This is a genomic window from Coralloluteibacterium stylophorae (genome assembly GCF_018122625.2).
Taxonomy (GTDB): domain Bacteria; phylum Pseudomonadota; class Gammaproteobacteria; order Xanthomonadales; family Xanthomonadaceae; genus Coralloluteibacterium; species Coralloluteibacterium stylophorae.
Window position 1 is genome coordinate 242,237 of record NZ_JAGQFT020000004.1, and the last position, 12,081, is coordinate 254,317.

A 12,081-nucleotide genomic window follows, 5' to 3' on the forward strand; every position below is an offset into this window, starting at 1 on the left:
GGCGGGCCGCGGGGACGGGCTCGGGGCCACGAACTCTGGGCCTGAGCCCTGAAGCCCGAGGCCACAAGCCCACGCTCCGCCACCATTTCCGAGTCCCGCTTCCCGCCCCACCCTTCCCGCCTCACCCGAGAAGCCCATGCCCGACCTCGCCGCCGTCCAGACCTACCTCCGCTCGCTGCAGGACCGCATCTGCGCGGCGGTCGAAGGCCTCGACGATGCGCGCTTCGCCGAGGACGCGTGGACGCGGCCCGAAGGCGGCGGCGGGCGTTCGCGGGTGCTGAAGGAGGGAACCGTGTTCGAGCAGGCGGGCATCGGCTATTCCGAGGTGCAGGGCGCCACCCTGCCGCCTTCGGCCACCGCGCACCGCCCCGAACTCGCAGGCGCGCCCTGGACCGCCTGCGGCGTCTCGCTCGTGTTCCACCCGCGCAACCCCTACCTGCCGACCACGCACGCCAACGTGCGCTACTTCGAGGCGCGGCCCGACGGCCGCGCGCCGGTCTGGTGGTTCGGCGGCGGCTTCGACCTCACGCCCTTCTATCCGATCGACGAGGACGTGCTGCACTGGCACCGCACCGCGCGCGCGCTGTGCGCGCCCTTCGGCGGCGAGGCGCGCTATGCCGCGCACAAGCGCTGGTGCGACGAGTACTTCTTCCTGAAGCACCGCGGCGAGACCCGCGGCGTCGGCGGGCTGTTCTTCGACGACCTCAACGCCGACGGCTTCGACGCCTGCTTCGGCTACCAGCGCGCGGTGGGCGACGGCTTCCTCGACGCCTACCTGCCGATCGTCGAGCGGCGCCGCGACACGCCCTGGGGCGAGCGGGAACGCGAGTTCCAGCTCTACCGGCGCGGGCGCTACGTCGAGTTCAACCTGGTCTACGACCGCGGCACGCTGTTCGGCCTGCAGTCCGGCGGCCGCACCGAATCGATCCTGATGAGCCTGCCGCCGCGGGTGCGCTTCGAATACGCCTGGAGTCCGCAGCCCGGCTCGCCGGAAGCCGGACTCGGCGACTACCTGCGCCCGCGCGACTGGCTGGCGGAGCTGGCCTGAGCCTGAGCTAGGTGAACAGGTTGATGCCCAGCAGCATCAGCACCAGGAAGATCAGGAACAGCGCGATCGCGATATAGAAGATCACCTTGGCGATGCCGATCGCAGCGCCGGCGACGCCGGTGAATCCGAGTGCGCCGGCGATCAGTCCGATCACCAGCAGGATCAGGGCGAGCTTGAGCATGGACACCTCGAATGGGACGCGCGCTCACGCGCGGGAGCGGCCATGACAGCAGGCGCGCCGTGAGCGGGGTGTCCGTCGTCCGCCACGCGCGGCCCGATTCGCGCGCATAAAAAAACCCCGCAGGCCAGGGGGTAGCCTGCGGGGCTCGGTGGAAGGACAGTCTGGGGAGGGACCGGCCTTCCGGGGATTCCATCCAAGGGGAGTGAATGGAGATCCGCGACGGACCTTGCATCCGTCGAGGTGCAGTTCAACAGCCGGCGGCTGCACGAATCGTGAAGGAACCCGTTAATAAACTGTTGGATTCAACGGCGATTCATTGCGTCGAAAACGTTTCCATGCGTGTATTTCGCGCGCGTCGCCGCTGTGTTGCATGGGTGTCGGCAAATGGCGGAATGGCGCCGCGGCACCCGACGAGCGGCGCGGGTCAATGCGCCTCGTCCCAGTTGTTCCCGACGCCCGCATCGACCACCAGCGGCACCCGCAGCGCGGCCGCCGCCTGCATGCGCGTGGTGACCTCCGCCACCAGCGTAGGCACGAAGCCCTCGTCGGCCTCGAACACCAGCTCGTCGTGCACCTGCATGATCATCGCCGCGCGCGCGCCCTGCCCGTCGAGCCAGCGGTCGACCTCGACCATCGCGCGCTTGATGATGTCCGCGGCGGTGCCCTGCATCGGCGCGTTGATCGCCGCGCGCTCGGCGCCGGCGCGCAGGCCCTGGTTCCGCGAGGTGATGTCGTTGAGGTAGAGCCGACGCCCGAACACGGTCTCGACGTAGCCCCGCTCGCGCGCCTGCTCGCGGGTGCGCTCCATGAAGTCGCGCACGCCCGGATAGCGGGCGAAGTAGGCGGCGATGTAGTCCTGCGCCTCGCCGCGGGCGATGCCGAGCTGGCGCGACAGGCCGAAGGCGCTCATGCCGTACATCAGGCCGAAGTTGATCGCCTTGGCCGCACGGCGCTGCTCGCCGGTGACCGCCTCCGGCGAGCCGGCGCCGAACACCTCGGCGGCGGTCGCGCGATGCACGTCCATGCCGCCCTCGAAGGCCGCCACCAGGCCCGGGTCCTCGGACAGGTGGGCCATGATCCGGAGCTCGATCTGCGAATAGTCGCAGGCCACGATCCGCCGACCCTCGGGTGCGACGAAGGCGCGCCGGATGCGGCGGCCGTCCTCGGTGCGGATCGGGATGTTCTGCAGGTTGGGATCCGACGAGGACAGGCGCCCGGTCGCTGCGCCGGCCTGGTGGTAGCTGGTGTGCACCCGCCCGGTGTCGGGGTTGATCGAGGCCGGCAGCTTGTCGGTGTAGGTGCCGCGCAGCTTGGCCAGACCGCGGTAGTCGAGGATCAGGCGCGGCAGGTCGTGCTGGTCGGCGATCGCCTCGAGCGCCTCCTCGTTGGTGGAGGGCTGGCCCTTGGGCGTCTTGACCAGGGCCGGCAGCTTCAGCTCGTCGAACAGGATCGCCTGCAGCTGCTTGGGCGACTCGAGGCTAAAGGCGCGGCCGGCCAGCGCATGCGCCTTCTGCTCGGCCTCGTGCATGCGTTTGGCGAGGTCGTGGCTCTGCCGGCGCAGTTCCTCGGCGTCGACCAGGACGCCGTTGGCCTCGATCCGCGCCAGCACCTCGATCAGCGGCACCTCGATGTCGCGATACACCGCCAGCAGCGCCGGCTCGGCCTCCAGTCGCGGATGCAGCGCCCGATGCAGGCGCAGGGTCACGTCGGCGTCCTCGGCGGCGTAGCCGGTCGCGTGCTCGAGCTCGACCTGCGAGAAGGCGATCTGCTTGGCGCCCTTGCCGCAGACGTCCTCGTAGCGGGTGGTGGTGTAGCCGAGGTAGCGCGCCGCCAGCGAATCCATGTCGTGCCGGCTGGCGGTCGAATTCAGCACGAAGGACTCGAGCATGGTGTCCTGGCTGTAGTTGCGCACGGCGATGCCGTGGCGCCGCATCACGTGCAGGTCGTACTTGCCGTGCTGGCCGACCTTGGCCACCGCCGGGTCCTCCAGCACCGGTCGCAGCGCGGCCAGCACCTCGTCGAAGTCCAGCTGCGGCGCGCAGCCCGGGTAGTCGTGGGCGAGCGGGATGTAGCAGGCCTCGCCCGGCTGCACCGCCAGGCTCAGCCCGACCAGGCGTGCGCGCAGGGCGTCGAGCGCATCGGTCTCGACGTCGAAGGCCACCAGCTCCGCCGCCTTCGCACGCGCGGTCCAGGCATCGAGGTCCTCGCGCGTGGTCACGCAGCGGTACTCGCCCTTCGCGGCGAGCGCGGGATCCGCCGCCTCGGCCTGCCCCCCGCCGCTGCGCGCGTAGCCGGCGGCGGTGTTGCGCAGCGTGCCCTCGGCCGCGGCGTCGGCCGCGGTGCCGCCATCGAGCTCGCGCAGCGCCTGGGTGAAACCGTACCGCGCGTACAGGCCGCGCAGCGTATCGGCGTCGCGCCCGCGCAGGACGAGCTCAGCGGGGCCCAGCGGCATCGCCACGTCGGTGCGGATGGTGACCAGCTCGCGGTTGAGCGGCAGGCGTCCGAGCGCGGCGCGCAGGTTCTCGCCGATCTTGCCCTTCATCTCCGGCGCCGCGGCGATCACGCCGTCGAGCGAACCGTAGGCGTCGATCCATTTGGCCGCGGTCTTCGGCCCGCACTTCTCCACGCCGGGGACGTTGTCGACGCTGTCGCCCATCAACGCGAGGTAGTCGACGATCCGCTCCGGCGCCACGCCGAACTTCTCGACCACGCCGGCCGGGTCGAGCACGCTGCCGGTCATGGTGTTGACCAGGGTGATGCCCGGCCGCACCAGCTGCGCGAAGTCCTTGTCGCCGGTGGAGACCGTCACCTCGATGCCCTGCCGGCAGGCCGCCACCGCGAGGGTGCCGATCACGTCGTCGGCCTCCACCCCCGCCTCGCGCAGGATCGGGAAGCCCAGCGCGGCGACGATCTCGCACATCGGCCCGACCTGCGCGGCGAGGTCGTCCGGCATCGGCGGCCGGTTGGCCTTGTAGTCGGCGTAGAGGTCGTCGCGGAAGGTCCGCCCGGGCGCGTCGACCACGAAGGCGGCGTAGTCGGGCTTCTCCTTCAGCGTCGCGCGCAGCATGTTGACCACCCCGAACAGGGCGCCGGTCGGCTCTCCCTGTGCGTTGGTCAGCGGCGGCAGCGCATGGAAGGCGCGATACAGGTACGAGGACCCGTCGATCAGTACGAGGCGAGGCATGCCCGCTAGTGTAGCGGCGCGACGTGGCGGCCCCGTCGCCCTTGCCCGCGCCTGCACGCATCGGCTGCAATGCTCGCCCACCCGCCTTCCGGACCGCCCGCCATGCGTGCCCTCATCGTTCCCCTGCTGCTGGTCGCCCCGCTCGCCGCCGCGCAGCCGCCGCTGCCCGAACCGCTGCCGCCGCCGGCGATGGAGGATCCCGGCGTCGAACCCGCCGCCCCGCTGCCGCGCAACGTCGAGATCCCCGGCGAATCGGTGGCGGAGGAGGTCGACGAGGCGGTGTCCGACGAGGACCGCGCGCGCGACCGGCTCACCGGCGGCCCCGTGCGCAACCGGCCCGACGACGCCTCGGCGCCCACCGTCGCCATCCGCACCCTCGACAACGGCGACGTGGTCGAGGAGTACCGCGTCGGCGGGCAGATCACCATGCTCAAGGTGACGCCCGTCAACGGCGTGCCCTACACCCTGGTCGACAGCAACGGCGACGGCAGCCTCGACCAGGCCGACGGCGCCGCCCCGGTCTCGCCGGTGCTCTACGAGCTCTACAGCTGGGACTGAGGCCCGCGCGCGCTCAGTCGCGCACCTCGGCATAGGCGTCCTGCGACAGCGTCCGCCAGTCGCGGCTGCGCGCGCGGAAGCCGCGCTGGGACTGGATCACCCGGCGCGCGAACGGATCGGCGGCGGCGAGATCGTCGAGTTCGTCCGCGGCCGCGCCCTGCAGCGCGGCCAGCACCTCGGCCGGCAGCGGACGCAGCGCGACCTTGCCGTCCTGCACCAGACGCCCGAGTGCGTCCTGGTTGTGCCGCGCATACGCGGCGCGCATGCCCACGTCCAGCGCGCGACAGCAGGCCTCGACCACCGCCTGCAGCTCGCCCGGCAGGGCCGCCCAGAGCTCCCGGTTGACCAGGCACTCGGCGGTCATCTGCGGCTTCTGCCAGCCGGGATAGTGGTAGACGCCGGCGGCGGCATCGAGGCCGAGGGCGAGGTCGTTGTAGGGCCCCATCCACTCCGCGGCATCGAGTTCGCCGTCGGCGAGCGCCTCGACCAGGCGCGCGCCGGCGACCGACCGCACCTGCGCGCCGGCGCGGGCGATCACCCGTCCGGCAAGGCCGGGCATGCGGATGCGCAGGGCCTGCAGGTCGGCCAGCCCGCGCACCTCGCGACGGAACCAGCCGGCCATGTGCATGCCGGTGTTGCCGGCCGGCAGCACGTGCAGGCCGAAATGGGCGTACAGCTCGCGCCACAGCGCCAGGCCCTCGCCCTCGTGCAGCCAGGCGTCGGTCTCGGCGGCATCGAGTCCGAACGGCACCGCGGTGAACAGCGGCATGGCCGCCGCGCGACCCTCCCAGTACCAGCTCGCCGCGTGCCCCATCTGCACCGCGCCGCGCGCGACCGCATCGAACACCTCGAACGCCGGCACCGCCACGCCCGCGCCCAGCGCCTCGACCTGCAGGCGGCCGCCGGAGGCGCGGCCGATCGCCTCGGCCAGCCACACTGCACCCTCGCCCAGACCGGGGAAATCCAGCGGCCACGCCAGCGCCATGCGCCAGCGCAGCGCGGTGCGCGGGGCGGGCGCCGTGGCGGGGGCCGGATCGGCACCGCAGGCGGCCAGGCCGGCGGCCAGCGCCGCGCCGGCGGCGGCCTTCAGCACGCCCCGGCGGTCCAGCGGCGGCGCGCCTCGAGCGCGCTCGCTCACGCCGCCTCCAGCTTGGCGTAGGCCAGCACCAGCCACTTCGGCCCGGCGTCCTCGAAGTTGACGTGGATGCGCGCATGCGGGCCGGAGCCCTCGCAGTCCATCACCGTGCCGAGGCCGAACACCGGATGCGTCACCGCCTGGCCGAGCTGGAACGCGGCGGCCTCGGCCAGCGCCGGCTGCGCGAAGCGGCCGGCGAACACCGGCCGCGACACGTTCACCCGCGGCCGCACCTCGTTGAGGAATTCGCCGGGGATCTCGCGCAGGAAACGCGACGGCACGCCGTACATCTCCGAGCCGTGGATGCGCCGCGACTCGGCATAGGACAGCACCAGCTTCTCGCGGGCGCGGGTGATGCCGACATAGGCCAGGCGACGCTCCTCCTCGAGCCGCCCCTCCTCGGCCGACTTCACGCTGGGGAACAGGCCTTCCTCGAGCCCGCCCAGGAACACGATCGGGAACTCCAGGCCCTTGGCGCTGTGCAGGGTCATGAGCTGCACGCCCTCGGCACCGGCCTCCGCCTGGCCCTCGCCGGCCTCGAGCGAGGCGTAGGCGAGGAAGGCGACCAGTTCCGGCATGCCCTCGTCGTCCTCGGCGCGCGCGAAGCGCGAGGCGACGGAGACCAGCTCGTCGAGGTTCTCGACCTTGGAGTCGAGCTGCCCCTTCGATTCGCCAGCGTAGTGCTCGCGCAGGCCCGAGCGGGCCATGACGTGGTCGACCTGCTCCGACAGCGTCGCGTCGCCGCAGTCGGCGCACAGCGCCTCGACCAGCTCGACGAAGCCGCGCAGCGCGTTGCGCGCGCGCGCGGCGAGCGTGCCGCCCGCGCTCTGCCGCACCGCGGCCTGCCACAGCGGCAGCGACTCCGCCCGCGCCAGGCGCCGGACCTCGTCCAGGGTCTTGCCGCCGATGCCGCGCGGCGGCGTGTTCACCGCGCGCTCGAAGGCGGCGTCGTCGGCGCGGTTGGCGACCAGGCGCAGGTAGGCCAGCGCGTCCTTGATCTCGGCGCGCTCGAAGAAGCGCAGCCCGCCATAGACGCGGTAGGGCACGCTCTCGGCGATGAGCTGCTCCTCGTAGGCCCGCGACTGCGCATTGGAGCGGTAGAGGATGGCGCACTCGCCGAAGGCGCCGCCGTCGCGCACCCACTGGCGGATGCGCTCGATCACGTAGCGTGCCTCGTCGATCTCGTTGTAGGCGGCGTAGAGGTCGACCGGCTCGCCCTGGCCGCTGTCGGTCCACAGTTTCTTGCCCAGGCGCGAGGGGTTGTGGGCGATGACCGCGTTGGCGGCGCCGAGGATGTTGGCGGTGGAGCGGTAGTTCTGCTCGAGGCGGATGGTGCGTGCGCCCGCGAAGTCCTCGAGGAACTGCTGCACGTTCTCGACGCGCGCGCCGCGCCAGCCGTAGATCGACTGGTCGTCGTCGCCGACCACCATCACATGCCCGCCGTCCCCGGCCAGGAGCCGCACGAAGGCGTACTGGACCGCGTTGGTGTCCTGGAACTCGTCGACCAGGATCTCGCGGAAGCGGCGCCGGTAGTGGACCAGCAGCGCCTCGCTGTCGCGCAGCAGCTCGTGCGCGCGCAGCAGCAGTTCGGCGAAGTCGACCAGGCCGGCGCGGTCGCAGCGCTCCTGGTAGGCGGCGTAGGCGCGCAGCAGGGTCTGGCCGTAGAGGTCGCCGCCGGCCGGCTGGATGTGCTGCGGACGCTTGCCCTCGTCCTTCTGCGCGTTGATCCACCACATGATCTGCCGCGGCGGGTGGCGGTCCTCGGCGATGTCGAGGTCGGCGGCCACGCGCTTGACCAGGCGCAGCTGGTCGTCGGAATCCATGACCTGGAAACCTTCCGGCAGCTTCGCCTCCTGCCAGTGCAGGCGCAGCAGGCGATGGGCGATGCCGTGGAAGGTGCCGATCCACATGCCGCGGCGCAGGCCGAGCGGGCCGGCGTCCATCTGCGCCTCGACGCGCTGGCGCATCTCGGCCGCGGCCTTGTTGGTGAAGGTCACCGCCAGGATCCCGTGCGGCGGGACGCCGACGACCTCGGTCAGCCAGGCGATGCGGTGGGTCAGGACCCGGGTCTTGCCGGAGCCGGCGCCGGCGAGCACCAGGGCGTGGCCCGGTTCGGCGCTGACGGCCTCGCGCTGCGCGGGGTTCAGCGCGTCGAGCAGGTGGGAGACATCCATCCGCCGATTCTACCCGCCCCTCCCGCGGGCGGCCGCGGCGCCTTCAGCCGCCGCGCAGGCGCAGCTGGCGCAGGAGGTCGTCGAAGCCCATCGGCCGCGCGAACAGGAAACCCTGCACCTCGTCGCAGCCCCAGTCCTGCAGCCAGCGCCACTGCGCCTCGGTCTCCACGCCTTCGGCGATCGCCTTCAGGCCCAGGCTCTGGGCGAGGCGGATGATCGCGCTGCAGATGGTCTCGTCGTCGGCGCCGGTGCCGAGGTCGCGGACGAAGGCGCGGTCGATCTTCAGCCGGTGCAGCGGCAGGCGCTTGAGGTAGGCCAGGCTCGAATAGCCGGTGCCGAAGTCGTCGATGGCGATGCACACGCCGTCGCCGCGGATGCGCTGCATGCTGGCGACGGCGGCCTCGGGATTGGACATCACCACGCTCTCGGTGAGCTCGATCTCCAGCACGCCGCGCGGCAGCTCGAACTCGCGCACCACCGCGGCGACGTCGTCGGCGATGCCCTGCTGGAACTGCATCGCCGAGACGTTGACCGCGACGCGCAGGTCGCCGAAGCCGGCATCGGCCAGCATCCGCCAGCGCCGCGCCGCCTCGCGCAGCACCCAGCGCCCGATCGGCACGATCAGGCCGCTCTCCTCGCAGACGCCGATGAAATGGCCCGGCGCCAGCAGGCCGCGCTCCGGGTGCTTCCAACGCAGCAGCGACTCCACGCCCACCGGCGTGCCGCTGCGGTCGAACTGCAGCTGGAACGCGAGCACGAACTGCTCCTGGCGCAGCGCCTCGCGCAGCTGCAGGACCAGCTGCAGGCGCTCGCCGGCGCCGCGGTCGAACGCCTGCTCGTAGGCGACGATGCAGTTCCGTCCGCGCTGCTTGGCCTGGTACATGGCCAGATCCGCCCGCCGCAGCAGCAGGTCGGCGGCGGCGCCATGGTCCGGATAGCGGGCGTAGCCGATGCTGGGGGTGACGTAGAGCTGCGCGCCCTGCACCTCGATCGGCTGGGCCAGCGCCGCGTAGGCGCGCTCCAGCGCCTCGCCCAGCGCGCCCTGCGGCTGGTCGGACGCCAGCAGCACGAACTCGTCGCCGCCGAAGCGGGCGACGGTATCGGTGGGGCCGACGCTGGCCAGCAGCCGCGCCGCCACCGTGCGCAGCACCTCGTCCCCGACCGCATGCCCGAGGCTGTCGTTGATCAGCTTGAAGTCGTCGAGGTCGACGAAGGCCACGCCCACCGCATGCGCCTGCGCCTCGCCCAGGCGGATCGCCTGCTCCAGCCGGTCGATGAGCAGCTGCCGGTTCGGCACGCCGGTGAGTTCGTCGTGGGTCGCGCGGTGCGCGATCTGCTCCTGGATGCGCTGGCGCTCGGTCACGTCGTTCTGGATGCCCAGGAAATGGGTGATCGCGCCCGACTCGTCGCGCACCGGCGCGACCAGCAGCTCGTTCCAGAACATCTCGCCGTTCTTGCGGTAGTTGCGCAGCAGCACCCGCGCCTCGCGCTGCGAGGCCACCGCATGCGCCAGTGCGTCGCGCGCCGGCTGCTCGGTATCGGCGCCCTGCAGGAAGCGGCAGTTGCGGCCCAGCACCTCCGCCGCGCCATAGCCGGTGATGCGCTCGAAGGCCGGGTTGACGTAGACCAGCGGCAGGTCCGGCGCGGCCGCGTCGGCGATGGCGATGCCGTCCTCCGCCGAATGCACCGCGTTGCGCAGGACCCGCAGGTCGGCCTCGTCGCGCAGGCGCTGGCTGATGTCGGACACGCTGCCCACCGCGCGCACCGCGCGGCCGCCCGCCTCGCGCAGGATGAAGCCGCGGTCGACCACCTGCGCATAGCCGTCGGTGCCGCAGCGCAGACGGTAGCGGGCTTCCCAGTTGCTCACCTGCGGATCCGCGATCGCCGCCTCCAGGCTGGCGGCCACGCGCGCACGGTCGTCCGCGTGCACCAGCGCCTCCCAGCCGTCGAGGTTCCGCGCCACGCTCTGCGGCGCATGCTCGAACAGCTGGAAGAAGCTCTCGCTCCACCACAGTGCGCCGGAGTCCACGTCGAGGTCCCAGATCGCATCGCTGGTGGCGCGCGCGACGAGGCGGAAGCGCTCCTCGCTGAGCGCGAGCTCCGCCTCGGCGCGCAGGCGGTCGGTGACGTCGATCATCAGCAGCAGGCGCGCCGGCCGGCCGTCGAAGTCGAGGTCGCTGCCGTAGACCTCGTTGACCACCACGCTGCCGTCGGCACGCAGGTGCCGGCGCAGCGAGCCGCGCCAGATCGCATCGTCGACGGGCGCGGCCATGGCCCGCCGCGCCGGCTCCCGCTCCTTGCCAGGGAGCAGGTCGAGCAGGCTCAGCGTGCGCATGGCCTCGCGGCCGTGCCCGTAGTGCACGGCCGCGGAATCGTTGACTTCGAGGATGCGCAGGTCCTCGCGGTCGAACACCAGCACCGGCAGCGGATGGCGCTCGAACAGGAAGCGGTACTGCGCCTGCGCGGCGCGCTCGCCGGCCTCGGCGTCCGCGACCCGCTGCGACTGCGCCAGCGACTGCGCCTCGTGCGCGCGCCGGCGCCGGGCGCCGCGCCTGAGGCTGGCCGCCAGCAGGCCCCAGCCCGCCAGCATCAGCGCGCTGAGCACCGCCGCGGCCAGAGCGAAGGTCCACCACTGCGCGAGCAGGGCGGAGCGCGGCAGGCCCGCGGCGACCACGAACGGGTACTCGGGCATGTGCACGTAGGCGAACACGCGCTCCACGCCGTCGAGGCTGCTGGTGATCTCGCCGCTGCCCCGCCCGGCCGCCGGAAGCTGCTCGGTGAACAGCGGCGTTGCGGAGAGATCGGCGCCGAGATAGCGCGACGATTCCACGGAGCGGGCGACGACGGTGCCGCCCTCCAGCATCAGCGTGGCCAGCCCGCCCGACAGCTCCGCCGTGCGCAGGGCCTCGTCCAGCCGCGCCACCCGCAGCAGGCCGAGCACGCAGCGGCCGCCCGGCATGGCCAGCGCCAGCGGGAGGACGGCGCCCACGGCATGCCGCTCCGGCGGCCCGATCGCCAGCCCTTCCTGCCGCTGGGCGCCAGCGCAGTCCGCGCCGCCGGCGACCCGGAGCTCGGCGAGCTCGTCGTTGCGGGCCACCACCTCGCCGGCCGAATGCGCGGTCAGTTCCGCGGCCGCGTCCGGCCGCAGTGCCTCGAAGCGCAGCGCGTCGGCGCGCAGGCCGCGCATCGCGCGGTCGAGGTTGCGGACCTGGAGGTCGATCTGGCGCTCCAGCCCCGCGGCCACGGCCATGGCCTCGTGCGCGCCGGCTTCGAGCCGCGCGGCGCGCGTGTGCCACAGCAGCAGGGCGAGCGCGACCAGCACGCTCGCGACCACGGCGAGGACGATCACGACGTGGCCGCCCTGTCGTGGGTGGCCGCCCGTGCCCGCCCCGCCGGTCACCCCCCCTGTGACGGCATCGGTTTCCATCCACGCCATTTACTCCGCTCGCGCGCGGACACGTCAAGCGACGCCGGCGTGGATAGCCGTGACGCGCCGGCTACGCCCCGGGCGGTAACGGATCGCGCTCAGCGCCTGCGCATCGCCAGCCCGACCACCAGCGAGAGCGCGCCGGCGCCGAGCAGCACCCAGCCAATGGCAGGTTCCGGCGTCTCCGTCTTCGTCCGGTTGATCTCCAGCGGACCCAGCTTGGCCACCTGCTCCTGCATCTGGACGTTGACGATGCCGGCCGAGATCAGGCCTCCGGCCACCAGGAGAAGGACGCCGAGGACGAGTGCGAGGGTGCGCATGGAAGGATCCGAGGGAAAGGTCGGCGAAGCCTAGGCAGGGTGCGGCGCCATTGC

At 72.6% G+C, this 12,081-nt stretch carries 8 protein-coding genes; 2 read left to right on the forward strand and 6 right to left on the reverse strand.

The genetic code is table 11. The features are described from left to right. The first annotated feature begins 136 nt into the window (after positions 1-136). Positions 137-1,048, forward strand: a complete 912-nt coding sequence (gene hemF, locus KB893_RS07825) for an oxygen-dependent coproporphyrinogen oxidase (protein WP_211925605.1) — start codon at positions 137-139, stop codon at positions 1,046-1,048. A gap of 7 nt (positions 1,049-1,055) precedes the next feature. Here the strand turns inward: hemF and KB893_RS07830 are convergent, their stop codons facing one another. Both KB893_RS07830 and polA read right to left on the reverse strand, forming a co-directional pair. Then, complete coding sequence (locus KB893_RS07830) at positions 1,056-1,229, reverse strand: DUF1328 domain-containing protein (protein ID WP_211925606.1); 174 nt, start codon at positions 1,227-1,229, stop codon at positions 1,056-1,058. Between the two features lie 424 nt (positions 1,230-1,653). After that, positions 1,654-4,413: a DNA polymerase I gene (gene polA / locus KB893_RS07835; protein WP_211925607.1), complete on the reverse strand. Its 2,760-nt coding sequence runs from the start codon at positions 4,411-4,413 to the stop codon at positions 1,654-1,656. 102 nt (positions 4,414-4,515) lie between these two features. On the opposite strand from polA, the gene KB893_RS07840 reads away from it, so the two are divergent. Further along, positions 4,516-4,971, forward strand: a complete 456-nt coding sequence (locus tag KB893_RS07840; RefSeq protein ID WP_246505500.1) for a DUF2782 domain-containing protein — start codon at positions 4,516-4,518, stop codon at positions 4,969-4,971. Between the two features lie 13 nt (positions 4,972-4,984). Here the strand turns inward: KB893_RS07840 and KB893_RS07845 are convergent, their stop codons facing one another. From KB893_RS07845 to KB893_RS07860, 4 genes are all read right to left on the reverse strand, one after another. After that, complete coding sequence (locus KB893_RS07845; RefSeq protein ID WP_211925608.1) at positions 4,985-6,109, reverse strand: TRAP transporter substrate-binding protein; 1,125 nt, start codon at positions 6,107-6,109, stop codon at positions 4,985-4,987. After that, complete coding sequence (gene uvrD / locus KB893_RS07850; RefSeq protein ID WP_211925609.1) at positions 6,106-8,280, reverse strand: DNA helicase II; 2,175 nt, start codon at positions 8,278-8,280, stop codon at positions 6,106-6,108. The genes KB893_RS07845 and uvrD overlap by 4 nt, the downstream gene beginning before the upstream one ends. 43 nt (positions 8,281-8,323) lie before the next feature. Further along, the gene (locus KB893_RS07855; RefSeq protein ID WP_211925610.1) at positions 8,324-11,629 is read right to left on the reverse strand and encodes an EAL domain-containing protein; all 3,306 of its coding nucleotides are present in this window, start codon (positions 11,627-11,629) and stop codon (positions 8,324-8,326) included. 176 nt (positions 11,630-11,805) lie between these two features. After that, complete coding sequence (locus tag KB893_RS07860) at positions 11,806-12,027, reverse strand: hypothetical protein (protein WP_211925611.1); 222 nt, start codon at positions 12,025-12,027, stop codon at positions 11,806-11,808. Positions 12,028-12,081: the final 54 nt, after the last annotated feature.